20 protein-coding genes are annotated in these 25,282 nt (G+C 64.1%); 3 read left to right on the top strand and 17 right to left on the bottom strand.

Annotated features, from left to right (window positions below):
• Positions 1-3: 3 nt before the first annotated feature.
• The 7 genes from QM588_RS12415 to QM588_RS12445 form a co-directional block, all read right to left on the bottom strand.
• Positions 4-1,110: an alcohol dehydrogenase catalytic domain-containing protein gene (locus QM588_RS12415; RefSeq protein WP_283313674.1), complete on the bottom strand. Its 1,107-nt coding sequence runs from the start codon at positions 1,108-1,110 to the stop codon at positions 4-6.
• A gap of 83 nt (positions 1,111-1,193) precedes the next feature.
• Positions 1,194-3,872: an MGH1-like glycoside hydrolase domain-containing protein gene (locus QM588_RS12420; RefSeq protein WP_230591972.1), complete on the bottom strand. Its 2,679-nt coding sequence runs from the start codon at positions 3,870-3,872 to the stop codon at positions 1,194-1,196.
• Between the two features lie 24 nt (positions 3,873-3,896).
• A complete protein-coding gene (locus tag QM588_RS12425; RefSeq protein ID WP_283313676.1) occupies positions 3,897-5,846 on the bottom strand; it encodes a putative nucleotidyltransferase substrate binding domain-containing protein in 1,950 nt (649 codons plus the stop codon).
• Positions 5,836-7,383 carry a GMC family oxidoreductase gene (locus QM588_RS12430; protein ID WP_283313679.1) on the bottom strand — a complete coding sequence of 516 codons (1,548 nt, stop codon included), beginning with the start codon at positions 7,381-7,383 and terminating at the stop codon, positions 5,836-5,838. The genes QM588_RS12425 and QM588_RS12430 overlap by 11 nt, the downstream gene beginning before the upstream one ends.
• A 12-nt stretch (positions 7,384-7,395) precedes the next feature.
• The gene (locus QM588_RS12435) at positions 7,396-8,907 is read right to left on the bottom strand and encodes an APC family permease (protein WP_283313682.1); all 1,512 of its coding nucleotides are present in this window, start codon (positions 8,905-8,907) and stop codon (positions 7,396-7,398) included.
• Between the two features lie 24 nt (positions 8,908-8,931).
• Positions 8,932-10,527 carry an aldehyde dehydrogenase family protein gene (locus QM588_RS12440; protein ID WP_442972906.1) on the bottom strand — a complete coding sequence of 532 codons (1,596 nt, stop codon included), beginning with the start codon at positions 10,525-10,527 and terminating at the stop codon, positions 8,932-8,934.
• Complete coding sequence (locus tag QM588_RS12445; protein ID WP_283313684.1) at positions 10,508-11,023, bottom strand: DinB family protein; 516 nt, start codon at positions 11,021-11,023, stop codon at positions 10,508-10,510. The genes QM588_RS12440 and QM588_RS12445 overlap by 20 nt, the downstream gene beginning before the upstream one ends.
• A 107-nt stretch (positions 11,024-11,130) precedes the next feature.
• On the opposite strand from QM588_RS12445, the gene QM588_RS12450 reads away from it, so the two are divergent.
• Together QM588_RS12450 and QM588_RS12455 are read left to right on the top strand one after the other, a co-directional pair.
• Positions 11,131-11,385, top strand: coding sequence for a hypothetical protein (locus QM588_RS12450; protein WP_032398387.1), 255 nt, complete (start codon positions 11,131-11,133; stop codon positions 11,383-11,385).
• 88 nt (positions 11,386-11,473) lie between these two features.
• Positions 11,474-12,436 (top strand): YdcF family protein, encoded by a 963-nt coding sequence (locus QM588_RS12455; RefSeq protein ID WP_283313686.1) that lies wholly within the window; start codon positions 11,474-11,476, stop codon positions 12,434-12,436.
• Here QM588_RS12455 and QM588_RS12460 read toward each other — a convergent pair.
• On the bottom strand, positions 12,430-13,023 hold the full coding sequence (locus tag QM588_RS12460; protein WP_283313687.1) for a TetR/AcrR family transcriptional regulator: 594 nt from the start codon (positions 13,021-13,023) through the stop codon (positions 12,430-12,432). The two genes, QM588_RS12455 and QM588_RS12460, sit on opposite strands and share 7 nt — an antisense overlap.
• Before the next feature lie 77 nt (positions 13,024-13,100).
• Between QM588_RS12460 and QM588_RS12465 the strand changes: the two genes are divergently transcribed.
• Positions 13,101-13,580, top strand: a complete 480-nt coding sequence (locus QM588_RS12465) for a DUF4188 domain-containing protein (RefSeq protein ID WP_283313689.1) — start codon at positions 13,101-13,103, stop codon at positions 13,578-13,580.
• 11 nt (positions 13,581-13,591) lie between these two features.
• On the opposite strand, the gene nuoN is transcribed toward QM588_RS12465, so the two are convergent.
• From nuoN to nuoF, 9 genes are all read right to left on the bottom strand, one after another.
• Complete coding sequence (gene nuoN, locus QM588_RS12470; protein WP_283313690.1) at positions 13,592-15,154, bottom strand: NADH-quinone oxidoreductase subunit NuoN; 1,563 nt, start codon at positions 15,152-15,154, stop codon at positions 13,592-13,594.
• Positions 15,151-16,689, bottom strand: coding sequence for an NADH-quinone oxidoreductase subunit M (locus QM588_RS12475; RefSeq protein ID WP_283313693.1), 1,539 nt, complete (start codon positions 16,687-16,689; stop codon positions 15,151-15,153). Before QM588_RS12475 ends, nuoN begins: the two co-directional genes overlap by 4 nt.
• Positions 16,686-18,557 (bottom strand): NADH-quinone oxidoreductase subunit L, encoded by a 1,872-nt coding sequence (nuoL, locus tag QM588_RS12480; protein ID WP_283313695.1) that lies wholly within the window; start codon positions 18,555-18,557, stop codon positions 16,686-16,688. The genes QM588_RS12475 and nuoL overlap by 4 nt, the downstream gene beginning before the upstream one ends.
• Before the next feature lie 14 nt (positions 18,558-18,571).
• Positions 18,572-18,871 (bottom strand): NADH-quinone oxidoreductase subunit NuoK, encoded by a 300-nt coding sequence (nuoK, locus tag QM588_RS12485; RefSeq protein WP_008717020.1) that lies wholly within the window; start codon positions 18,869-18,871, stop codon positions 18,572-18,574.
• A complete protein-coding gene (locus tag QM588_RS12490) occupies positions 18,868-19,635 on the bottom strand; it encodes an NADH-quinone oxidoreductase subunit J (RefSeq protein ID WP_283313697.1) in 768 nt (255 codons plus the stop codon). Before QM588_RS12490 ends, nuoK begins: the two co-directional genes overlap by 4 nt.
• Positions 19,632-20,177 carry an NADH-quinone oxidoreductase subunit NuoI gene (gene nuoI / locus QM588_RS12495; protein WP_283313699.1) on the bottom strand — a complete coding sequence of 182 codons (546 nt, stop codon included), beginning with the start codon at positions 20,175-20,177 and terminating at the stop codon, positions 19,632-19,634. Before nuoI ends, QM588_RS12490 begins: the two co-directional genes overlap by 4 nt.
• Complete coding sequence (gene nuoH, locus QM588_RS12500; RefSeq protein WP_283314129.1) at positions 20,170-21,450, bottom strand: NADH-quinone oxidoreductase subunit NuoH; 1,281 nt, start codon at positions 21,448-21,450, stop codon at positions 20,170-20,172. Before nuoH ends, nuoI begins: the two co-directional genes overlap by 8 nt.
• 26 nt (positions 21,451-21,476) lie before the next feature.
• Positions 21,477-23,876, bottom strand: coding sequence for an NADH-quinone oxidoreductase subunit G (locus QM588_RS12505; RefSeq protein ID WP_442972920.1), 2,400 nt, complete (start codon positions 23,874-23,876; stop codon positions 21,477-21,479).
• A gap of 104 nt (positions 23,877-23,980) precedes the next feature.
• Positions 23,981-25,282, bottom strand: a complete 1,302-nt coding sequence (gene nuoF / locus QM588_RS12510; RefSeq protein ID WP_283313704.1) for an NADH-quinone oxidoreductase subunit NuoF — start codon at positions 25,280-25,282, stop codon at positions 23,981-23,983.

Here is a 25,282-nt window from a genome sequence, read left to right on the forward strand (position 1 = left end):
CGGTCAGTCGAAAACGATGACCTGACGGATGGCGTTGCCGTCGGCCAATTCGTCCATGCCGCGGTTGATCTCGTCCAACGTGATGCGCGAGGAGATCAACTTCTCGACGGGCAGTCGACCCTCGCGCCACATCTGGGCGTACGTCGGAATGTCCCGCGCCGGGACGGCCGAGCCGAGGTAGCTGCCGATGATCGTGCGCGCCTCGGCTACCAGACCGAGAGGCGAGATAGACGAACGGGCGTCGGGAGCAGGCAGGCCGACGGTGATGGTCTTTCCGCCGGGAGCCGTTGCCGCGACCGCTGTTTCGAATGCGCGGGCGTTACCTGCCGCCTCGATGACGATGTCCGCCTTGATGCCCTGCTCTGCGAGATCACTAGGTGAATAGACCTGCGTTGCGCCCAGATCGGTGGCGGCGACGAGCTTGTCGGGGACGCCGTCGACACCGATCACCTCACCCGCACCGATCGATACCGCCGTCAACACGGCCGCCATCCCCACTCCGCCGAGGCCGACCACCATCACCGACTGCCCCGGCTTCGGAGTTCCGGCATTGAGAACAGCGCCGCCGCCGGTGAGCACTGCACAACCGAGGACCGCTGCGATGTCGGCTGGGATGTCGTCCTCGACCGGCACCACCGACTTTCGGCTGACCACTGCGTGTGTGGCGAAACCGGAGACTCCGAGGTGATGCTTGATCTCGGCACCGTCGCGGTGCAATTTGACGTCTCCGCCGAGCAACGTGCCTGCGTTGTTCGATGCGCTTCCCACGACGCAGGGCATCTGGCCGTCCGTGGCGCACCCGGCACAGTCACCGCAGCGCGGCAGGAACGTCATGACCACGCGGGTCCCCACGGCGATGTCGTCGACGCCCGCGCCCACTTCCTCGACGCGTCCCGCGGCCTCGTGGCCGAGCAGCATCGGGACCGGACGAACGCGATTACCGTCGACCACCGACAGATCCGAGTGACACAGTCCGGCGGCTTCGATCCGGACGAGTAATTCGCCGTCGCCCGGTGAGCCCAGTTCGAGGTCGGAGACGGTGATGGGATGCGAGTCCGCGAAGGGACGAGATCGGCCGATTTCTTCGAGTACAGCGCCGCGAATCTTCATCCCGTCAGACTATGCGGCTGCGCCGCATGTGCGTGGAACTTCGTAGCCCACTACGAAGTTCCACTCACATGGGCCGCAGGCCCTCACAGCGGCAGACGGGGCCTGAGCAGGTGCGCAACCAACGCCGTCCAGCCGGTTTGGTGTGTTGCTCCGAGTCCCTCGCCGGTGTCCCCGTCGAAGTACTCGTTGAAGGTCGGGTGCTCACTCCACAGTGGATCGGAACTCGATTCGATCCGCCGACCGTCGGCAGGCCGCTTGCCGTCGACAGGACGGAACAGTCCTGCCAAGCCGTTGTCGATCAAGTCTGCGGCATCGGTGAGAGTGCGATGGTTTCCCGAGCCGGTGGGGATTTCGATGGTGAACGAGTCGCCGTAGTAGCGCCCGTAGGCGCGCAGCTTGTCCGCCAACAGCACATTCACCGGGAACCACACCGGCCCTCGCCAATTGGAGTTGCCCCCGAACATTCCGGTGCGTGACTCCCCCGGCTCGTACTCGATGGACAGGCTACGACCGTCGACATCGAACGTGACCGGCTCGCGGTACGAAGCCGACAAGGACCGAATACCGAACTCCGACAGGAACTCCTCCGAGTCGAACATGCGAGAGAGAATTCGCTTGAGACGCTCGGGCTGCACGAGGGTGAGCAGAAGGCGCACCTCGTTGCCCTCCCGACGCGCCAGCAGCGGTGAGACCATTTCGGGCCGACGGTGCTGAACCCACCGCAGCCGCGCCGCGAGGTCCGGGCACTCCGCCTCGACCCAGGGCGGAATTTCCGTGGCCCCGAGAATGGGAAGCAGACCGACCATGGATCGCACTCGCATCGGTACCGCGTCGCCCTCTGGTTGGACGAGGACGTCGTAGAAGAATCCGTCTTCCTCGTGCCACAGCGAGATGTGCTGGGAACCGAACGAGTTGACCGCCTTCGCGATCGAGAGGAAGTGCGAGAAGAACTTGGTCGCGACGTCGTCCCAGGCGCTGTCGTGGCGCGCGAGCTCGAGTGCGATCTTGAACATCTGCTGGCAGTAGAACGCCATCCAACTCGTGGCGTCGGACTGCTCCAGACGAAAACCGGGAGGCAGCGGAGCGGACCGATTGAACAATCCGATGTTGTCCATGCCGAGGAACCCGCCCTCGAAGATATTCGACCCCTCGGAATCCTTACGGTTGACCCACCACGCGAAATTGAGCAGCAACTTGGTGAACACCCGGACCAGGAACTCGCGATCCCGATAGCCGTCGATCCGATAGACGTGCCAGGCCGCCCACGCGTGCACCGGAGGGTTGACGTCGCCGAACTCCCATTCGTAGGCCGGCAGTTGGCCGTTGGGGTGCATCGCCCATTCCCGGCACATCAGGACCAACTGCTCCTTCGCGAAGTCCGGGTCCACGTGAGCGAGGGGAATCGCGTGAAAGGCCAAGTCCCAGGCGGCGAACCACGGATATTCCCACTCGTCGGGCATCGAGATCACATCGGCCAGTGCGAGGTGACGCCAATGGGCGTTGCGCCCCTTGGGGTCCTGACGCGAGTGCGGGGCCGGGGCTCCTACCTTGTCGCCCTCGATCCACTGCTCGACGTCGTAGCGGTAGAGCTGCTTGGTCCACAACAGCCCCGCGTAGGCCCGCCGCGCCACGTGCCGATCGGCATCGGTGAGGTCCGCACCGATCACTGCGCCGTAGAACTCGTCCGCCTCCGCACGACGGTCTCCGGTGACCGCGTCGAATCCCGCACCGAACGTCTGCTCGTCCGGCCGATGGGGCGACAAGCGCAGTCGTACCGATTCGGTTGCACCCGAGGCGATGTCGTCGAACCGATACCAGAATGCAGCCTTCGTCCCGGTCTGCTCGGGGTTCACCGCACCCTGTTCGCCGTCGACGACGTGTCGGCCGATGCCGTCCTTGGGGTACTTCGAGAGGTTGTCCTGCCCCCACAAGGACTCGGCATTGGTTTCGTTGTCGCAGAACAACACTGACGGCGATCCTTCGGCACTGAGGTAGTACCGACCGAGGAATCCGTGATCGGCGGCAACCGCCTCGAGACCGCCGGCCAGAAGTTCCGGTCGGGTCAGCTGGGTGAGCGACCCGCCGCGATCGTCACGCCCCCACGACCAGGTGTTGCGCAGCCACAGTTGCGGCAGCAGATCCACCGATGCTGCCTCCGGTCCGTGATTGGTGATGGAGATCGTGATGCAGATGTCGTCGGGCGACGCTTTCGCATACGTGACCTGAACGTCGAAGAACCGGTTCTCGTCCAGAATCCCGGTATCGGCCAGTTCGTATTCGCGGTCGTCACGACCGCGTCGGGCACTCTCCTCGCGCAGGTGCGCGTACGGGTACTCCGCATGCGGGTAGCGGTAGAGCCACTGCATCCAACTGTGCGTCGGAGTGCCGTCGATCGCCCAGAAGTACTCCTTGACGTCCTCGCCGTGATTCCCCTCCTCGTTGGCCAACCCGAAGAGGCGTTCCTTCAGAATCGGATCCTTGCGATTCCACAGGGCGAACGCGAAATTCAGGAAACCGAATCGATCGCAGATTCCCCCGATTCCGTCCTCACCCCAGCGGTAGGCACGCTTGTGCGCCTGATCGAACGGAAACGACGCCCACGCGTTTCCGTCCTCGGAGTAGTCCTCGCGCACCGTGCCCCATTGCCGTCCCGCCAGATACGGGCCCCACTGACGCCACGGCCCACTGACCCCTGGAGATTCCGCCAACCGGTTGTGTTCGACGGTGGACGGGGTGGGAACGCTCACGGGGTTGGTGGTCACGGCACACAGTCTGGTGCTTCCCGGTCAGCGATGCACGCCGACATTGGCAGCGAGGTACCCGACTCGGCGTTGCACCGCGGCGATCTCTCGGATGCCGTCGGTGAGCAGACTGCGCTCGAGCGGTGAGAGATCGGCCATGATCAGCACATCGCCGGGCCGATGGCCTGCCGTCATCTGATCGATCTGGTGTGCCAGCCGCAGCCGCTGAAGCAACGCGAACACCTCGGTCAACGTGGTGACGTCCCGTTCGGACAGCATCCCGTTGCCGGACGCGGCCGCGAGACGCGCCGGTGTCGAGGCCGAGGCCATTCCGACCGACAGTCCACCCCATCGAGCGAGGTTGACGATGGGAGTCAATGCATGGGCCTTGAGGTCGAACGTGCCACCACGCCGAGCCAGCACGTCTCGCAGCGACCGCAGCCGGGCCCGTCCGGCGAGGGCATCTCTGAGTTGCAGTCGCAGTGCATCGGGGTTGTCGACCAGCAGTCGGCGATAGGCCTCGGGAACGGTGTTCAGCTCCCGCGGGCCCCACACCACCCTGCCGTCGATCATCAGCGAGGACATTATGAGGCCGGAGTCCCCAGCCGGAGTGGAGCCTGCGGAACGACCAGAGGTTCCTGCTTTGCCACGATCGCCGAAGGGGTTGCTGAGCCAGTGGGCCGCGGCACTTTCCCACTGTCCGGCCGAGCGTGCGAATCTCGGTGAGCTCGCAACCGCACCGTTGGTGTCGGACGGCAACCCGGCGCCGTCGAGGCTCGCGTGCACCCGAGCGGCCAGGTCCATCAGCGCTTCGTCGCGAGTTCTCGGCACCGAGTTCGATCGTCCACGCACGTAGGGGTCGGCGGTGGTATCCGACCAAGTCAGAGCGCTGTCGACGTCCGAGGAGGGCATCGCCTCCCGACGGGCGACGCTGCCCAGGGTGATCCAGGCGAAGTTGTGTCGCGGTACTTCGGGCCGCGCCGCCCATTCGATCTCCACGGCTCGGCGAACGAGGCTGTCGACCACGACGGACAGAATCGCGCTGACGGCCAGGGCGTCGGTCCCACCCCGGAACAGGTCCGCCACCAATCCCGGAACGAGCCTTCCTGCGTCGGCGAGTTCGGCCGATGTCGTTGCCGAGGTCACTGCGCGACGAACCACGAAGCTGCGACGCGTGGACGCGGCATGCAGATCGGAGTCCTCGACGACGCCGAGAACCTCGCGTCGGCTGGACACCACGGGCATGTGCCGCAGTCCCAGCTCGAGCATGTCCATCAGGACGGTGCCGGCCAACCGGTCCGCGGTGACCGTCTCTGTGGGCGACGTCATGACGTGCTCGACCGGGGTGTCGACGCCCATTCCCGCGGCGACCACCCGCACCCTGAGGTCACGGTCGGTGAATATTCCGTAGCGCGAACCTCGCAGCGGAACCAGGACGTACGAGCTGCCCTGCTCGGTCATGTGCCGAACTGCGTCTCGGACGGAGGTGCCGACAGAGACGAACACCGGTGGGGCCGAGAGCAGTTCGCCGACGGCGCGGCCGGCATTACCCTCGGCCGCCCCACCGCGATGCGTGCTGGCCGAGGTGACGGCGTCGGCCAGAAACGCCAGCCCGGTCGGCGTTGCGAACAGCGGTCGAATCAGCTCCCCGGGCAACCGAAGAACGGTGCTCGGCTCGGTTGCGCGCGCACAGAATTCGACCGTCCCGCCGACAAGCAACGCCGAGAAACCGAAGACCCCGCCCGTACCGATGGTGTCGATCGGTACGGCGGCGGGCGAGGTGTCGTCGGAGTGCACGATCACCACTCGACCGGTACGCACCACCCACACGGTGTCGGCCACATCGAGCTTCGACGCCGGGCCCACAACCCATGCGCCACTGGCATAGTCGAGTTCGACGGCTGCTCCGGCGATGTCGGTCAGTACCGCAGGTGACGCGCCTTGGAACGGTGGGTGCGCGCCGAGGAAGTCGGCAAGCTCCGATCTATCCGCCACGGATCAGGTCGGCGCACTTTTCCGCCATGGTCATGACCGTGATGTTGGGATTGACGTACGGCAGCTTCGGCATCGCCGACGCGTCGACCACGCGTAGGTTCGAGATGCCCTTGACGCGCAACTCGGGATCGAGCACGGCCATGGTGTCGTCCACCGATCCCATCCGCGCCGTGCCCGCCGGGTGATAGACCGTGTTGTGGGTCTTGTGCACGTAGTCGAGCAGATCATCGTCGGTGACGGCTTCGGGCCCGGGTGCGAGTTCGCGTTCGATCCAACCCGCGAGTGGACCGTCTGCGGCGATAGCACGCGCCAGCTTCAGCCCGGCAAGCATCACCGCGTCGTCGTGGCCGTCGGGATCGGTGAAATAGCGCGGATCCACCTTGGCGCGATCACGAAAGTCCCTGCTGCGCAATCGAACCGTTCCGCGCGATCGCCCCTGGGTCACGTTCGGAGTCAAGCAGAACCCGTTGTCGGTCGTGGGATAACCCCACCGAAGCGTGTTCATGTCGAACGGCACGCTGCCGTAGTGCATCATGATGTCCGGGTAGTTCAGCGACGAGTCGGTCTGCGCGAACACCCCGATTTCCCACCACTGCGAGGACGTGGTGACCATCGGCTTGCTCGCCTCCCAGAACACCAGTCCTTCGACGTGGTCGTCGAGGTTCTCTCCCACTCCCGGTGAATCGACCCGAACGGTGATTCCCATCTCCTGCAGCTGTGCCGCCGGTCCGATTCCGGAGAGCATCAACAACTTCGGCGTGTCGATGGCACCGGCGGTGACGATCACCTCGCGACGCGCCGAGACGGTGTCGTACCCGGTCAGGTCGGGGCGTTGGTACCGCACGCCTGTCGCGGTCAGAGACTCGTCGATCAGGATTTCGCTGATCCAGCAGTCGGTACGCACCTCGAGGTTGGGACGCGATCCGATGATCGGGTGCAGGTAAGCATGAGAGGTCGACATCCGCGAGCCGTCCTCACCCGCGTTGATCTGGAACCAGCCGGCACCGTTGAGTACCGGCGTTCCCCGGTTGAACGCGACTGTGGGAAGACCTATCCCGGCGGCCGATTCCAGCACTGCCGCACCGCAGGGATCGTTCGGCGGCACGTCGCGGATTCGAACGGGGCCGTCGTGTCCACGGCCGGTGTCGTTGTTCTCCACGCGCGCGACGAACGGCAGGATGTCCGACGCGCCCCAGCCCGTCGCGCCGGCCGCCGCCCAATCGTCGAGGGTTTCGGCCGGCGGATGAAAAGCGATGCAGGAGTTGTGCGAGGAGCAACCGCCGAGCACTTTCGCGCGTGCGTGCCGCATGAAGCTGTTGCCACGTTCCTGCGGTTCGACGGGGTAGTCCCAGTCGTAGCCGGAGTCGAGCAGATGCATCCACTCGACGAGTTCCAGGATCGCCTTGTCGCCGACGTCGGTGGGACCTGCCTCGACGAGGCAGACGCTCACAGAAGGATCCTCGCTCAGCCGCGCGGCCAGGACACACCCCGCCGTGCCACCTCCCGCGACGACGTAATCGAACTGGGTGTCTGTCACTGCACGCTCCTTCTAGTTGCCCGTGGAGGCATGTGATTTCAGAGTGCCGATGTGCTTGCGCCCCTTGATTGCGTACCACAGCAGGCCTACGCCCAGGATGCCGCCGATGTAGACGAACGCACCGAACGTGTTGTACCAGGGGGTGCCGTACACGGCCTCCCGAGGCCAGGCGAGGTTGATCGCCATCCCGGCGCCCCACACCACTGCCGCAATGTTGACCGGTAGGCCGAACTTACCCATGGTGAAGTATCCACCGGGTTTCAGATCCTCCGGCGGCCACTCGCCTTTGATGCGCTTGACCAACAATGGTCCGGTGACCATCAGGTAGGCGAGATAGATCATGATGATCGCGATCGAGGTGAGGACCGTGAAGATCTGGGGCTGACCGATGTTGACGACCAGAATGACGATGGCCAGCACGCCGATGGTCACCGCGGGCACCACCGGGGTCTGGGTCTTGGGATTCACCCTGGCCAGGCTCTCACCGAAGGGCAAGGCGTTGTCTCGCGCCATGGCGAACGTGAGCCGGATCGCCGCGGTGTGTACTGCCAGTGAGCAGACGAACACCGCAATGACGATGCAGATGAGGAAGACGGTGCCGAGCGGGCCCCACATCACCGATTCGACGATGGACTGCAGGCTGCCGTCGGGGCTGCCGAGGGAAGGATCGTTCAGGTCCGGCGCGGCCATGACGGCGAACACCAGGATGGCTCCGCCGATGACGAACGAGGCGAGGATGGCGCGAAAGATCGCTTTCGGGGCGGTGCGCCGAGGTTCGACGGTTTCCTCCCCGAGCGAGCTCGCGGTGTCGAACCCGTACATGACGTAACCCGACGCCAGCGACGCGACCAGGAAGGCACCGAGGTAGCCGCCGCTCTCACCGGCACCGTAGCCGTTGGTGGAGAAGAACACCTCGGGCCCCCGAGTGATGTTGGCCGCGAGCAGGATCGCGATGAGTACGGCCGCAATGAGTTCGATGAACACACCCGCACTGTTGATCATCGCCATCAGTCGAACGCCCAGCGCGTTGATCGTGGTGGTGATGGCTATCAGAATCGCACCGAGCAGCACTGCATTGGCCGCGAAGTCGGTGGCACCCGAGCCGTCACCGATGATCTGAAATCCGCTCCAGATGCGTGGCAAATTGAGCTGCAGCGCGAGTGCAACAGCAGCCAGTGTCACGATCGATGCCGTGAGCATCAGCCAGCCTGCCGACCAGCCGACGATTCTGCGGCCCAACAGCTTCGCCCAGTTGTACACCGATCCTGCCACCGGATACTTCGCGGCCAACTCCATGAAGCACAGCGCCACGCAGAGCTGACCGACGAAGACCGCAGGCCACGACCACAGGTACGCCGGCCCGGCGGTGCCGAAACCGAAGTAGAACAGCTGGAACGTGCCGGTGAGAATCGAGATGTAGCTGACGCCTGCGGCGAAGCTGGCAAATTTGCCGAGACTTCGGTCGAGCGATTCCTTGTAGCCGAAATCGTCCATCCCGCTCGAGTTGTCGTTCAGTAATGCCATGCCTGTGGCCTTTCCCATCGTGCTCTATCGGGTACCGAACCACCCCGCCGCTGCAGGTGAGGTGTTGTGCCAAATATGCTTCGCTTCTTGATATTCGGACATACCGGACGGACCGAGTTCCCGGCCGTTCCCGGACTGCTTGAAGCCGCCCCATTCCGCGGCCGCCGTGTAGACACCGAAGTCGTTGAGCCACACCGTTCCATGGCGAAGCCCACGCACCATTCTTTCGCCTCGCGCGGCGTCGGACGTCCGAACTCCCGCGGCGAGACCGTAATTCGTATCGTTGCCCAACAGCAGCGCTTCGGCCTCGGTGTCGAAGCGCTCCACAGTGAGTATGGGCCCGAACGTCTCCTCCTGCACGATATTCATGGACCGATTGCAGTGATCGAAAATCGTCGGCAGAAAGTAGCTGCCGCCGTCCAGTTCCGGATTGTCCGGTTTGGTTCCACCGATGACCAGCGTGGCACCTTCTTCGATGCCACCCGCGACAAAGGCTTCTATCTTTTCGCGCTGCGCCTGCGACACCAGTGGTCCGGTCTCGCTGGCCGGGTCCATACCCGGCCCCATCACGATGCTCTTCGCGCGCTCTGCCACGGCGGCGACGAACCGGTCGGCGACAGATTCCTCGATGATCAGTCGGGTACCGGCCGAACACACCTGGCCGGAATGCAGAAACACCCCGGTCAGTACGTTGTCGACCGAATCGGCGAACGACTGCTCGTCGGCCACCGCGTCGGCGAACACGATGTGCGGGTTCTTGCCGCCGAGCTCGACGGCGACCTTGGTGACGTTTTCGGCCGCAGCGGCCAGGATGTGCCTGCCCGTCGCCAGCCCACCGGTGAAGGAAATGAAATCGACGTCACGGTTCCTGGTGAGCGCATCGCCGAGGACCGCGCCGCTACCCTGCAGCAGATTGACCACTCCCGCAGGTACACCTGCTTCCTCGACCAGCTTGGTGAATGCGATGGTGCTCAGTGGGGTCACTTCGCTGGGTTTGAGCACCATGGTGCACCCGGCAGCCAAGGCGGGGGCGATCTTCCACGAGATCTGCAACAACGGGTAGTTCCAGGGCGCGATCATGACGCAGACCCCGATCGGCTCGTGTACTACCCGGCTGAGAATCTCGGGCCGGTAGACATCGATCAGTCGATCTGCCTGCACCACAGCGAGATCGGCATAGAAGCGGAACACCGACGTGACGTCGTCGATATCGATCTCACTCTCGCCGAACGTCTTTCCGGTATCGAGGGTCTCGATGTGCGCCAACTTCGCCTTGTCCCGTTGGAGCAAGTCTGCGATGCGATTGAGCAGATCACTGCGCTCACCCACCGTCACCGTGCGCCACGGCCCATCGTCGAACGCGGACCGCGCCGTTGCCACCGCGCGCAGAGCGTCGTCGGGTGTCGCTTCGTCCACGACAGCCACCACGTTGCCGTCGGACGGGTCGATGATGTCTCGGGTACCTCCGTCACCGGATCCCTGCCATTGCCCGTCGATGTACAACGACGGGCGCAGCGAAGCGGGATCGAATTCTGCGTCGGAGTGGGTCACTGAAACACCTTCTTCCTGATGGGGGTCGGTCGTGTGTCTACGGTATGCCTCAGCGGCCGGTGACTCCATCGATCTGTTCGCGGATGATGTCCGCGTGCCCGTTGTGCCGCGCATATTCACCGATCATGTGCACGTAGACCATCCTCAGTGACATCGGCCCGCCGCGACAGTCGACCGGATCCTCGAACGAGTATCGGGCAGCGACCACGTCCGAGGCCTCGCACTCGGCAGCGAATCGCGCGAAGTCCGACTCTGCACTCGATGCCGTCGCTCCCAGGAAGTCGGCGTCCTTACCCAACGCAGCGTCGTACATCGGGTCGAACGACATCGACGCCAGTCGCTCTCGAAACCAGATGCGTTCGACCTTGGCGAGGTGACGAACGAGTCCGAGGAGGGAAAGCGTCGAGTTCGAGAAAGGTCGTCGCGCAAGCTGTTCGGCATCGGCACCGGCACAGATGTTCGACAACGTGGCTCGATGCCAACGCAGCATTCCCTCGAGAATGGGTCTGTCGTCACCGACGAGCGGACCGTCGACGGGATCGGGCGTGGGCGCGGTGAAGCTCATACTGCGATTGTCGAGCATCGAGTGGCTCCCGCCGAACGACCCGCCCGAATCAGAGTGTGCAGCCCGAGGAACGACCCATTCGGACAATTCACACTACGGTGGGATTCATGACAATCGAAGATGTGGGCGGCAGGCGAACGGTGACGGCGGACGAGCTTCTTCTGTTGGTGGGTGATCATCTCCTCATCGAGGAGGGTGTCGCGACCGGGTTTATCGAGAGCGCCGGACAGGTTGCAGAGAACGTCGCGGTGACGGTGACCGACGGCGTCGACGGAACCACGACGACCGAGCGCGTTTTTCTTCCCGACGCCGAGGTGACCATCGAACCGGCCGATCGAGGACGCGCACCCGTCACGCTGTGACGGGTGAATGCGGCCTGCTCAGAAGTACATCGGTGTAACTCGAGAAACTTGGATCACACCAGTCACACTGGTACCGAACCGAGCTAGGGTGGCGGAAACCCGTCACCTCATCGAAGGGCTACCGACAGTGCGATCCGGCCGAGCACAACCGACGATCCGCGTTGCCGTTGTCACCTGCGTGGCTGCACTCGCCCTCAGCACGGGCATGAGCATGGCGATGGCCCAGCCCGACCCGGCGACCCAGGTGACGACGGTTGCAGACGCACCACGTTCGGCCGACGCACAGCAGTACAACGATGCTCAGAATGCTCTGGTCAAGGGCCGATACGACGCTGGTTTCGCCGCCCTGGATGCCGTTGCGGCCGCGGCACCGAACGATGCCAATGTGGCAGCGCTGCAGACGTTCTACGCCAACGCAACCGATGATGCCGACGCGCGTGCGCAACACTCGGACCGCCTGCGCACCCTGTCCCCGGCGCTCGCCGACGTTGTCGATCGAGCCATTACCGTCATCGACGACGCCGCGACCCGGACGATCGACTTCGCGCCGGTCACCGACGGACCCCGCACCGCAATCGTGGTACTCGGCCTGGGCCTGGACGACGACGGCGGTATGTCACCGGAATTGGTGCAGCGACTGAATTCCGCTGTCACAGTCGCCGAGCGCTCCCCCGAATCACCCATCATCGTCACCGGTGGAAATCCGCAGAGCGGCGTCACCGAAGCCGAGGCAATGCAGAATTGGCTGATAGACAACAAGATAGCGGCCGGCCGCATTCACGCCGAGTCCACCGCGAATTCGACGGTGCAGAACGCGCAACGCGCCACCTCGCTGGCCGCTCGGATCGGTGCCGTGAATCTGGTGCTCGCCACAACTCCCAGCCACCTTCGTAGAGCAATCTCCGACTTCGAGATCGCTGGTGCCGACGTCATCGGTGCTGCGACAGCAACTCCGGACGATCTTCCGGAGCTTCCTGCGCTCGCTCCGACGGCACGGTTGGGCATGACCGTCGACGCCACCAAGATCATCGGGATACCGCGCACCTACTGACGCATCCACCCGCGCAGGACCGACGCCGCCCCGGCGTCGAACATCACCCGACGGTCCTCGTCGTCGGACATCGCGGGTATCGCCAACTCGAGCGACACCAGACCGTGAACGATCGCCCAGAACGAATGGCTGATGACGTCTACCGATGCGCCGCTCATCGTGCCTGCCTCGACGGCGCTCGCCACCACCGCCCGAAGCGGATCCATCGCGGCGGCCGCGAGGTGCGCCTGATCGGATACGTCGACCGAACCGAGCACCCCGCCGAACATCACCGCGTAGAGGTGTGGGTTGGCCATGGCCCAGCGGCGGTACGCAAAGGCGAGTTCGCGCAGATCGACCTCGGGATCACCGGTGACTGGAACGCTGCGTTGCGCGTCACCGAAACTCGAGAACGACGCGGCGAACAGGGCCACCAGCAGCTCCGCTCGACCGCCGAACAGCGAGTAGATGGCCGTGGTCGAGGTGCCCTGCGTTGCAGCGAGTTTACGCAACGACAACGAGTCGACACCATGTTGCGCAACGCTTTCCGCCGCAGCCTCGAGTAGCCGGGTGCGCAGTTCGGCATCGTGAATTCTGGGTCTCGCCACTTGCGGAACCTACCACAACAGTGTTTTATAACAGTGTAACAATAAGCGCTCGTCCCCTGAACAGACGGGAACATGTCATGCAACCCATTATCGACGGCCGCACCACGGTCGAATCCGACCGAGACACCGTCACGGTCTTTCTCATCGGAATGCGCATCAACAATCCCCTCGCCGTTCGCTCCTGGCTTCCCGCCGCGCGCGCGATGCCGCGGATGCTCAGCCATCTCGAGCAGGATCCCGCCTCCGGACTGCTCGGCTACCACTCGTGGTTGGGCCGCACCACCATGCTGGTCAGCTACTGGCGCAACGCGGAAGACCTGACGCGATTCGCCTCCGATCCCGACGCACCACATGCACCCGCCTGGCGCGCCTTCAACCGATCGGTCGCTGCGACCGGCCACGTCGGCGTCTGGCACGAAACCTATACCGCAACAGCCCAGGACAGTGAAGCGATCTACGTCAACATGCCGACATTCGGCCTCGCGGGAGCCATCGGGGGAATCCCCGTCGGCACCGGCTCACACACGTGGAAGCAGCGAATGAAGTCCGCGAAGTAGGCCCGTACGTGCTAGAGGAAGTTCCCGGCCCGCGCGGCGACATCGAGAACAGGCTGAGGAAAGACTCCCAGCGCCACGGTGACGACCACCGATACCCCGATAGCGCAGGCCACCGGCGCGGTAGGACGCACCACCGTGGCGGTCCGTTCGCTGGGTTCAGTGAAGAACATCAGCACGATCACGCGCACGTAGAAGAACGCTGCAATCGCACTGCACACCACGCCGACCACGACCAGTGCGGCTCCCCCAGCACCCGAGGCTGCGCTGAACACCGCGAACTTACCGATGAATCCACTGGTGAGCGGGATCCCTGCGAACGAGAGCAGGAACAAGCCGAACACGGCGGCAACGAGCGGTGAGCGTCGACCGATACCCGCCCATCGCTCCAGGTCGCCCACCTCACCGCGTTCGTCTCGGGCCAGGCCGATGACGGCGAATCCACCGAGCGTGCTGAAGGCGTAGGCAAGAAGGTAGAACATCGTCGCCGAGACACCCGAATCACCCACATCACCGGAATCACCGAGTGCGGTGACTCCGGTGAGGATGAACCCGGTGTGCGCCACGGACGAGTAGGCCAGCATGCGTTTGACGTCGGTCTGCGTCACCGCGACAACCGAACCGAGCACCATCGTCGCGATCGCGACCACCCACAACATCGGCCGCCAACTCGACTCGAGACCGGGCAGCGCCATTCCGAAGATTCGCAGAATCGCACCGAAGGCCGCCACCTTGGTCACGGTGGCCATCAGCGCCGTCACCGGAGTGGGGGCACCCTGGTATACGTCGGGAATCCACGAATGAAAGGGCACTGCACCGACTTTGAACAGCAGACCCACTGCGAGCAAAGCGGTCCCGATCAGCGCTAGCGATCGGCCCTGACCGTCGACCGTGATGGCGTCGGCAATGCCGTCGAACCGAACGGTACCGGCGTAGCCGTACAGGAACGCAACTCCGAACAGGAAGAACGCAGACGAGAACGCGCCCAGAAGAAAGTACTTGAGGGCTGCTTCCTGAGAGAGCAGCCGACGTCGCCGGGCCAGGCCGCACAGCAGATACAGCGGCAACGACAGCACTTCCAACGCAACGAACATCGTCAGCAGATCGGTGGACGCCGGAAACAACAGCATGCCGCCGATCGCGAACATCGCCAATGGAAAGACCTCGGTCTGGGCAACGCCTGCGTCGATGGCCTCCTTCTCCGCCACGCTGCCCGGCGTGGTCGAGGCCTGCGGAGTGAACGAATCGATGCGGCGCTCGGCCCCGGCCCCGGTGACGGCGACGGTGCGCTCCGCCAAGAGTGCAATAGCCGGAATTGCCACCAGCACAATGGTTCCCTGCAAAAACAGCGTCGTTCCGTCGATCGCGACGGCACCGTTCATCGCATACGCCTCGGTACCGGCCAGCCCGAGAACGGCCGCGAGAGCCGCCACCAACCCCACGAGCGCAAGTCCCACATGCGTGGCGCGACGAGCGCGCAGCGGTACGAACGCCTCGACGAGAACACCGAGAACCGCGACACCGAAGACGATCAACATGGGCGACAGCAGACCGTACTGCACCTCGGGAGTGGTCATCGTTGACCTCCTGCACTGTCGACGATCGTGGATTGCACTGCCGGAGTGATGACATCGAGTGCCGGTTTCGGATACACCCCGAACACGATCAGCAACGCGAGCAACGGGACCACCACCATCGCCTCACGGGGAACGAGATCGGAGATCTTCTCGCTGCCCTCTGGGACAGGCCCCGTCATCACCCGTTGGTAGAGCCAGAGAATGTAGATCGCCGACAACACGAGCGCACCGGTTGCCACGATCGCGGCGACGCCGTATCGCCCGAATGTGCCGATCAGCACCAGGAATTCACTGATGAACGGGGCCAGACCGGGTAGGGAGAGCGTGGCCAGACCAGAGATCAGAAACGTTCCGGCGAGTACCGGCGCTACCTTCTGGACGCCGCCGTAGTCGGCGATCGCCCGTGAACCACGACGGGACACGAGAAAACCGGCGATCAAGAACAATGCGGCGGTGGAGATTCCATGGTTGACCATGTAGAGCGTCGCACCGGCCTGACTCTGACCGGTCATCGCGAAGATGCCGAGAATGATGAACCCGAAGTGCGAAATCGAGGTGTAGGCAATGAGTCTCATCATGTCGGTCTGCCCGATCGCCAGTATCGCGCCGTACACGATGCCGATCACCGCGAGCGTGATGATCCACGGGGCGAACGTCTGCGACGACTCGGGGAAGAGCTCGAGACAGAAGCGCAGCATGGCGAAGGTGCCGACCTTGTCCACCACCGACATCATCAGCACAGCAGTCGCCGGGGTGGACTGCACTGCAGCGTCGGGTAGCCACGTGTGGAACGGCCACAACGGTGCCTTGATCGCGAACGCGAACATGAAGCCGAGGAACAGCGCGTTCAGAACCATCGGATCCACACCGAGTCCCCCCGATGACGCAGCATCTGCGATCTCGCGTAGATCGAACGTCCCGCCGTCGAACGGGCCATCGGGCCTGGCGGTCACCACGTACAACCCGATGACTGCGGCCAACATCACCAGACCGCCGAACAAGTTGTACAACAGGAACTTCACCGCGGTGCGGGTTCGATGGACGCCACCGAAGCCACCGATGAGGAAGTACATCGGGATCAGCATCGCCTCGAAGAAGATGTAGAACAGTAGTACGTCCAAGGCGAGGAACGAGACGATCACCATGGACTCGACCACCAGAATCAGTGCCATGTAGGTGTGCGAGATCCGGCGTGATCCGTAGTTCGCGACGCGACTGCCGTCGTGCCAACCCGCGACCAGGAGCAGTGGGGTCAGAACGGTGGTGAGCAACACCAGCACGAGGCCTATTCCGTCGAGGCCGAGCGTGTAGCGCGCACCGAATGCCGCTATCCACGAATGATCTTCGAGAAACTGGTAGCGATCGCCACCGGAGTCGAATGCCACGGCGAGTACCACCGACACCGCGAGTGTGCCGGTGGCGAAGCCCACGGCGACGCTGCGTGCGATCGTCGGTCGATCGGCCGGGACCAGGGCGACGACAATCGCGCCGAGTACCGGCAGGACCCACAGGACGGTCAGCCAGGGGAACGTCACAGGACCACCACCATCAGCACGACGAGAACGGCCCCGGCGAACATCGCCAACGCATAGGACCGTACGAAACCGGTCTGCAGTCGACGAGATCGAGTCGACACTCCACCGATCGATCTCCCCACCCCGTCCACGACCGCGTCGATACCCGCCCTGTCGGCGAATACCATTGTATTCGTGAGCTTTTGACCGGGCCGCATGAATGCTGCCTCATTGAAGGCGTCGCCGTAGAGATCTGCGCGTGCGGCTCTGGTCATCACCGACACGTCCTCGGGTGGAGTCGGGGGAACCTCGCGAGCGATGTACTTCCGGTACGCGACGCCTGCACCCACGGGTACCACTGCCAGAACTGCGACCGTGACGACCCAGGCAGGTATCGCGTGTTCCTCGTGCGCCGATCCCACCACAGGTTCCAGCCACGTCTCGAGGCGGCCACCCACAGCGAGGAAGGCGCCCGATGCCACCGAGCCGACGGCCAACAGAATCATCGGAGCCGTCATGGTCGCCGACGCTTCGTGCGGATGTGCCTGCGCCGACCAGCGTTTCGGGCCGAAGAACGTCATCAGCATCACCCGAGTCATGTAGAAGGCCGTCAAGCCCGCACCGAGCAACGTGACGCAGCCCAGCACCACACCTGCCGCTCCCCCGGCCGCGAACGCGATCTCGATGATCGGATCCTTGGCGAAGAAACCGGAGAACGGCGGAACTCCGATGATGGCGAGGTAGCCGAGACCGAACGTGACGAACGTGATCGGCATGGCGGCACGGAGCCCGCCGAACCGTCGCATGTCGGTCTCGTCGTTCATCGCGTGCATCACCGAGCCGGCCCCCAGGAACAGCCCTGCCTTGAAGAATCCGTGCGACAGCAGCAGCACGATGGCGAAGGCATAGCCGGACGGGCCGAGTCCGGCCGCGAGCACCATGTACCCGATCTGACTCATCGTCGAGGCGGCGAGCGCCTTCTTGATGTCGTCTTTCGCACAACCGATCACGGCGCCGAACAGCAACGTCACCGCGCCGACCGTGACGGTCGCCGCCCGCGCCACCGGCGAGGCCTCGAACACCGGTCCGGATCGGACGATGAGATACACCCCGGCGGTGACCATCGTCGCCGCATGAATCAGTGCTGAGACCGGAGTCGGGCCCTCCATCGCGTCGCCGAGCCACGATTGCAGCGGCACCTGCGCCGACTTTCCGCAGGCGGCCAGCAGCAACATCAGCGCCATCGCGGTGGCCACCGATTCACCGGCATCCCCGATTCCGGCGAACACCACGTCGTACTGCACCGATCCGAAGTTCACGAACATGATCATCAGGGCGATCGCCAGGCCGATATCGCCGACGCGGTTGACCACGAACGCTTTTCGGGCAGCCGTCGCTGCCGATGGCTTGTGTTGCCAGAATCCGATGAGCAGGTACGACGCCAGACCGACACCCTCCCACCCCAGATAGAGGCCGAGGAAATTGTCGGACAGCACCAGCAGCAGCATGGCGGCGAGAAACAGGTTGAGGTACGCGAAGAAGCGCCGACGCTCCGCGTCGTGGCTCATGTATCCGATCGAGTACACGTGAATGAGCGACCCGACTCCGGTGATCAACAGGACGAAGCAGATCGACAACTGGTCGGCGCGGAGTCCGAACTCGACCTGCAATTCGTCGACGGGAACCCAGCGGAACAGAGTCTCGGTGATCGCTCGGTTCGACTCGTCACGCCCGAGCATCGAGGCGAACACCAGCGCTGCAACCACGAACGACGACACCGCTGCTGCCGTCGCAGCCAAGTGCCCCCACGGGTTGCAGCGCCGGCCACCGAGCAGCAGGACGGCGGCACCGCACGCCGGAAGGGCCGGGAGAAGCCACAGCATCGACATCGTTTCTGCCCCCGTCAGTTCTTCATCAGAGAGTTCTCGTCCATCGAGATCGAGCGACGAGAACGGAAGATGGCCATGATGATCGCCAGGCCCACCACCACCTCGGCAGCAGCGACCACCATGGTGAAGAACGCGAACAACTGGCCGTCGAGATTGCCGTGCATGCGAGAGAACGTGACGAACGCGAGATTGACTGCGTTGAGCATCAATTCGATGCACATGAAGACAATGATGGCGTTGCGCCTGACGATGACTCCCGCCGCGCCGATCGTGAACAGCAGAACCGACAGGTAGAGATAGTTCTCGGGATTCATCGCTCGTCACCCCCGTCCACCTTGTACTGGCTCCGGCGATCCGCGAACAGTGCGTTGACGGACGACTCCGACTCGCTTCCGTCCGGCAGCAGAGCGCGGCGATCGACGCCGTTGTGACGAGCGAACACACCGGCGCTCGGCAGCGGCGTCACCCTCGAGCCGTTACGGAACCGGTCCTGCGACATCTCACGCTGACCCTTCACCGGCCCCAGGGCCTCCCGGTGCGCCAGGATCATTGCCCCGATGGTGGCCGTGATCAACAGCGCGCCGGTCAGCTCGAACGCCCAGACGTAGTCGACGAAGATCAGCTCGGCCAGGCCTTCGACGTTTCCGGTCGAGTTGGCCGCGTCGAGCCCGACGAAATCGAGTCGACCGGCCCGGGCAGAGTCGCGCAGCAGTACCCCGATGATCAACAGTCCGAAGCCGATTCCGATGACGACGGCCGCGATACGGTGCCCGCGCAATGTCTCGGTCAACGACTCCGAGGTGTCGACCCCGACGAGCATCAGGACGAACAGAAACAGCATCATGACCGCGCCGGTATAGACGACGATCTGCACGACACCGAGAAACAGGGCCCCTTGGGCCATGTAGAAGGTCGCGAGGACAACCATGGTGGCCGCGAGGAACAGCGCCGAGTAGACGGCCTTCGTGCTCATCACCACACCCAATGCACCGATGACCGCAACGACACCGAGCGTCCAGAATTGCACGGCCTCACCGGTGGAGGTTGCCTCGAGGGCGAGCTGAACCATGGCAGTCATCGAACCGGACCTGGAGCGGTGTCGGTCTCGCTCTCGGCACCGGTGACGGTGCCACGGTAGTAGTCCTCGGCCGAACACCCCGGTGCCATCGAGTGTGGCGGCGGCCCCATGTTCGGCTCCAGCGGTGCCAGCAGAGAATCCTTCTCGTAGATCAGGTCGGCTCTGTTGTCACCGGCGAGTTCGTATTCGTTGGTCATCGTCAGAGCCCGTGTGGGACAGGCCTCCACACACAATCCGCAGCCTATGCACCGAAGATAGTTGATCTGGTAGACCCCGCCGTATCGCTCCCCCGGGGAAAACCGTTCGGTCTCGGAGTTGTCGGCACCTTCGACATAGATCGCGTCGGCCGGGCAGGCCCACGCGCAGAGTTCGCAACCGATGCACTTCTCGAGCCCGTCGGCGTACCGATTGAGCTGATGTCGGCCGTGATAGCGCACCTCGGTCGGCTTCTTCTCCTCCGGATACAGCTCGGTTTCGGGCTTCTTGAACATGGTGGCGAAGGTGACGCCGAAACCTGCTATAGGACCCAGGAATTCAGGCATCGGCGTTCTCCTTCTGGGACGCGGCCACGGTGGACCGTGCGCCGGCGTGCCGGCTCGCGATGTTCGTGCCCTGCTTCGGAATGGGAGGTACTGGGAACCCACCCGCTGCAGCGTCGAACGGTGCGACGGGTGCAGCAGGCGGTAGGTTTCGTGTGCGCGCGCGGCGGCGCAGCGAGAGCAGCAGCGAACCCAGAACGGCGACTGCGAACATCGTCGACACGACGAACGTGACCAGAGGTACGTCGTACCGGCCGGCCCCCAGTACACGCACCGTCGCGATCACCATCACCCAGATCAGAGCGACGGGAATGAGGATCTTCCAGCCGAAGTTCATGAACTGGTCGTAACGCAACCGCGGCAGAGTCGACCGCAACCAGATGAAGACGAACAGGAACACCCACACCTTGGCGACGAACCACAGCACCGGCCACCATCCGGAATTGGCACCGCTCCACAGGCTCAACGGAATCGGAGCCCGCCAGCCACCCAGGAACAACGTGGTCGCGAGCGCCGACACCGTGACCATGTTGATGTACTCGGCAAGCATGAACATCGCGAAACGCAAGGAGGAGTATTCGGTGTGGAACCCGCCCACCAATTCCCCTTCGGCCTCGGGCAGGTCGAAGGGAGCGCGGTTGGTTTCACCGACCATCGCCGTCACGTACACCAGAAACGACGGCAAGAGCAAGAGCACGTACCAGGTGTCCTGTTGCGCCGCAACGATTCCGGACGTCGACATGGTCCCCGCGTACAGAAATACCGCAGCGAAGGACAGGCCCATCGCGACCTCGTAGGAAATGACCTGCGCCGTCGAGCGCAGTGCGCCCAGCAACGGATACGTCGAATTCGACGCCCAGCCCGCCAAAACGATTCCGTAGACACCCACCGACGTGACCGCAAGGATGTACAGAACACCCACCGGCAGGTCGGTCATCTGCAGCGGAGTCGTGGTACCGAACACCGACACCTCGGGCCCGAACGGAATCACCGCGAAGGCCATGAAGGCAGGGACCACCGAAACGATCGGAGCCAGAATGTAAATCGGCTTGTCGACGCCGGTCGGAGTGATGCCCTCTTTCAGAGCGAGCTTGATCCCGTCCATCAACGACTGCAGCAGTCCCCACGGGCCCACCCGATTGGGCCCGACGCGCATCTGCATCCACGCCATGATCTTTCGTTCGGCATAGATGGCCACGAGCGGTGTGAGCACCAGAAACACGAAAACTGCCAGGGCCTTGCCGATTACCAGCCACCACGGGTCGATGCCGAACATCGACAGATCGGTAGGCGCTGCGACAATCACGATGCATCACTTTCGGGTCGTTCCGCAGGCTGTTCCCTGCGAATCCTCACCACCGCACCCGACTCGGCGCCGAGTGAGCGGTACACCGAAGAGCCGGGCGAGTTCATCGGGACCCACACCACGTTGTCGGGTAGATCGGTGACTTTCAGCGGCAACGTGATCGAACCCCGGCCCGTCTCGACCCTGACCAGGTCGCCGGGCGACGCTTCGATGCTCGACGCCGTCGTCTCGGACAGCCTGATCACGGGTGCCCTGCCCGTCTGTGCGAGATTGTGCTCGCCGTCCTGCATCCGTCCCGAATCGATGAGCATTCGCCAGGTGGCCAGTATGGCCTGGCCGGTGGAGAGCGACGGCGTGTCTCGCCGAGGTGCCACTCGGGCCACGGGAATCCGCGAGCCGCTCCAGGCTCCCAGCCGTGCCAACTCGCCGCGCGCCGCAGCCGCGTCGGGTAGCGACAGTTCGACTCCCATCTGCGCGGCAATGGCGTCGAGAACGCGTTGATCGGGTAGCACTGCGCCGGCACCGAGTGCCGTCTCGAATGTTCGCGGCCTGCCCTCCCAGTCGACGAAGGTTCCGGACTTGTCGACCACCGGTGCCACCGGAAACACCACGTCGGCCCGCTCGGTGACGGCGCTGTGGCGTAGTTCCAGGCTGACCACGAAACCCGATCGGTCCACCGCGTCGAGCGCACCCTGCGGATCGGGCAGGTCGTTCGGATCGATGCCTGCGGTGATCAGGGCGCGATCAGGCCCGGCATCCGCCAGTATCGCCGCGGTATCTCGGCCCGCGTCCGCAGGCAGTCCCGCCACTCCCCACTCGGCAGCGACCTCGGCTCGCGCGGAGATGTCGGAGACGGGCCGCCCGCCCGGCAGCAGGTTCGGCAACGTGCCTGCGTCGAGGGCACCACGCTCTCCTGCCCGCCGCGGAATCCATGCGAGGTTCGCTCCGGTGTCGTCGGCCAACTTCGACGCTGCGGACAAGGCGCCGGGAACGGAACCGAGCCGCTCGCCCACGATCACGATCGCCCCCGGGCTCCGGAGGAGCTGGGCGACCGATTCGGTACCACGGTCGCCGACGTGCAATGCGTCGAGCCACTGTGGTTCCTCGCCGGGAATTGCCTGCAGCAGCACCCCGTCGAGCTTGCGCAGACCGCGGCTGGCCCAGGGTGCGATCGACGCCACGACCACGCCGCGGGTCCGGCGCGCCTTGCGCAACCTCAGGAACACCAGCGGTGACTCCTCTTCCGGCTCGAAGCCCACCATCAACACCACAGGGGCGTTTTCGAGGTCCGAGTAGGTCACTCCCAGCCCCGTCGCAGCGATACGACCGGCCAGGAACTCCGCCTCCTCGGTGCTGTGAGCACGGTTGCGGAAGTCGATGTCGTTGGTGTGCAGCACTGCTCGCGCGAACTTGGCGTATGCGTAGGAATCTTCGACAGTCGATCTTCCGCCCACGAGTACCGCAGCATTCCCGATCGACGCAGCCAATCCCGTTGCCGCCGCCGCCAACGCAGCCGACCACGACGTCTCGATCAGAGCCCCCGATTCGTCTCTGACCATAGGTGCGCCGATGCGGTCCGGCTCGCCGGCGTACTTGAATGCCCACCTACCCTTGTCGCAGTTCCACTCTTCGTTGACCTGGGGATCGTCACCCGCCAACCGGCGGAGAACCTTGCCGCGACGATGATCCGTGCGTTGAGAACAGCCTCCTGCGCAGTGTTCGCACACGCTCGGTGAGGACGTCAGATCGTACGGGCGCGCCCGGAACCGATACTCGGTGTTCGTCAGTGCACCCACTGGACAGATCTGGACGGTGTTTCCCGAAAAGTAGGAGTCGAACGGCTCGGTGCCGAAGATACCCACCTGTTGCACGGCACCGCGTTCGAGCAAGTCGATCGATGGATCACCGGCTACCTGCGCCGCGAAGCGGGTACATCGAGCGCACAGCACACAGCGTTCGCGATCGAGCAGAACCTCGGCCGACAACGGAATCGGCTTGGGATACGTACGTTTGGTCTCGGTGAACCTCGACTCGGTGCGACCGGCGGCCATCGCCTGATTCTGCAGAGGACACTCACCGCCCTTGTCGCACACCGGGCAATCGAGAGGATGATTGATCAGCAACAATTCCATGACGCCACGTTGCGCTTTGCCCGCGACCTCCGACGTCACCTGAGTGCGCACCACCATGCCCTCGGCCACGGTCGTCGTACAGGACGCCAACGGCTTGCGTTGCCCCTCGACATCGACCAGACATTGGCGGCAGGCACCCACCGGATCGAGCAGCGGATGATCGCAGAATCGCGGAATCTGTACGCCCATCAACTCCGCCGCACGAATCACCAAAGTGCCTTTGGGAACGCTGATCTCGTGGTCGTCGATGGTCAGTGCCACCATCTCCACTGGGGCGCCCGACTGCTCGAGCTGTGCAGGAGTGGAGCCTGTGGAACGACCCGGGGGTGCAGGAGTGGAGCCTGCGGAACGACCATGTGCTGCAGCGGTCATGACGTCAGCTCCTCTGCCATCAGGGTCGATCGGTGCGGGTCGAAGGGGCATCCCTGCTCGGTGATGTGTCGGATGTATTCGTCGCGGAAGTACTTCAGTGAGGACACGATGGGACTGGCGGCACCGTCTCCCAACGCGCAGAAAGACTTTCCGGCGATGCCGTCCGCGATATCGAGCAGAGTGCTCAGGTCGCCCTCGGTGCCGGTTCCACCGTCGAGGCGCCGAAGTATCTGCACCAGCCAGTAGGTCCCCTCCCGGCACGGTGTGCATTTGCCGCAGGATTCGTGTGCGTAGAACTCGGTCCACCGCGACACCGCTCGCACCACACACGTCGTGTCGTCGAAGATCTGCAAGGCTTTGGTGCCCAGCATCGATCCGGCGGCACCGACGCCTTCGTAGTCGAGCGGCACATCGAGATGCTCGCCGGTGAACATCGGAGTGGACGAGCCTCCCGGCGTCCAGAACTTCAGCTCGTGCCCCGGCCTGACACCACCTGCGTAGCCGAGTAATTCACGCAGGGTGATTCCCAACGGTGCCTCGTACTGCCCGGGGCGGCAGACATGACCCGAGATGGAGTACAGCGTGAAGCCGGGTGACTTCTCGCTTCCCATCGACCGGAACCATTCGATTCCCTTGCGCAGGATCACCGGGACGCTGGCGATCGATTCCACATTGTTGACCACCGTGGGGCGCGCGTAGAGGCCCGCGACCGCGGGGAACGGTGGCCGCAGCCGAGGTTGTCCGCGCCTGCCCTCCAACGAGTCGAGGAGGGCTGTTTCCTCCCCGCAGATGTACGCGCCGGCTCCGGCGTGGATCACCAACTCGAGGTCGAATGTCGATCCGAGAACGCCCTTTCCGAGATAGCCCGCCGCATAGGCCTCGGCGACCGCAGCCTGCAGCCTGCGGAGCACCGGCACCACCTCGCCACGGACGTACACGAAGGCGTGCGATGCCCGAATCGCATACGCGGCGATCACGATTCCTTCGATCAGCGTGTGCGGGCTCGCCATCAGCAGTGGCATGTCCTTGCAGGTACCCGGCTCGGACTCGTCGGCATTGACCACCAGGTAGTGCGCTTTGCCGTCGTTCTGCGGGATGAAGCTCCACTTCGTTCCGGTCGGGAATCCCGCGCCGCCACGGCCGCGCAATCCGGATTCCTTGACGAAGGCGATGAGGTCGTCGGGGTCCATCGCGAGGGCCTTGTCGAGCCCTCGATATCCGTCGTGACTGCGGTAGGTGTCGAGTGTCCAGGAGTCCTTCTCGTCCCAGAACTCGCTCAGCACCGGCGTCAGGGCCAT

Source organism: Rhodococcus sp. IEGM 1354 (assembly GCF_030056855.1).
Lineage (GTDB): Bacteria > Actinomycetota > Actinomycetes > Mycobacteriales > Mycobacteriaceae > Rhodococcoides.

Bases quoted from the DNA above. Each gene is read 5' to 3' on its own strand.
- QM588_RS12415 (WP_283313674.1), bottom strand. From the start codon at position 1,110: ATGAAGATTCGCGGCGCTGTACTCGAAGAAATCGGCCGATCTCGTCCC.
- QM588_RS12435 (WP_283313682.1), bottom strand. From the start codon at position 8,907: ATGGCATTACTGAACGACAACTCGAGCGGGATGGACGATTTCGGCTAC.
- QM588_RS12440 (WP_442972906.1), bottom strand. From the start codon at position 10,527: ATGGAGTCACCGGCCGCTGAGGCATACCGTAGACACACGACCGACCCC.
- QM588_RS12445 (WP_283313684.1), bottom strand. From the start codon at position 11,023: ATGAGCTTCACCGCGCCCACGCCCGATCCCGTCGACGGTCCGCTCGTC.
- QM588_RS12450 (WP_032398387.1), top strand. From the start codon at position 11,131: ATGACAATCGAAGATGTGGGCGGCAGGCGAACGGTGACGGCGGACGAG.
- QM588_RS12465 (WP_283313689.1), top strand. From the start codon at position 13,101: ATGCAACCCATTATCGACGGCCGCACCACGGTCGAATCCGACCGAGAC.
- nuoN (WP_283313690.1), bottom strand. From the start codon at position 15,154: ATGACCACTCCCGAGGTGCAGTACGGTCTGCTGTCGCCCATGTTGATC.
- nuoL (WP_283313695.1), bottom strand. From the start codon at position 18,557: ATGTCGATGCTGTGGCTTCTCCCGGCCCTTCCGGCGTGCGGTGCCGCC.
- nuoK (WP_008717020.1), bottom strand. From the start codon at position 18,871: ATGAATCCCGAGAACTATCTCTACCTGTCGGTTCTGCTGTTCACGATC.
- QM588_RS12490 (WP_283313697.1), bottom strand. From the start codon at position 19,635: ATGACTGCCATGGTTCAGCTCGCCCTCGAGGCAACCTCCACCGGTGAG.
- nuoI (WP_283313699.1), bottom strand. From the start codon at position 20,177: ATGCCTGAATTCCTGGGTCCTATAGCAGGTTTCGGCGTCACCTTCGCC.
- nuoH (WP_283314129.1), bottom strand. From the start codon at position 21,450: ATGTTCGGCATCGACCCGTGGTGGCTGGTAATCGGCAAGGCCCTGGCA.
- QM588_RS12505 (WP_442972920.1), bottom strand. From the start codon at position 23,876: ATGGTGGCACTGACCATCGACGACCACGAGATCAGCGTTCCCAAAGGC.
- nuoF (WP_283313704.1), bottom strand. From the start codon at position 25,282: ATGGCCCTGACGCCGGTGCTGAGCGAGTTCTGGGACGAGAAGGACTCC.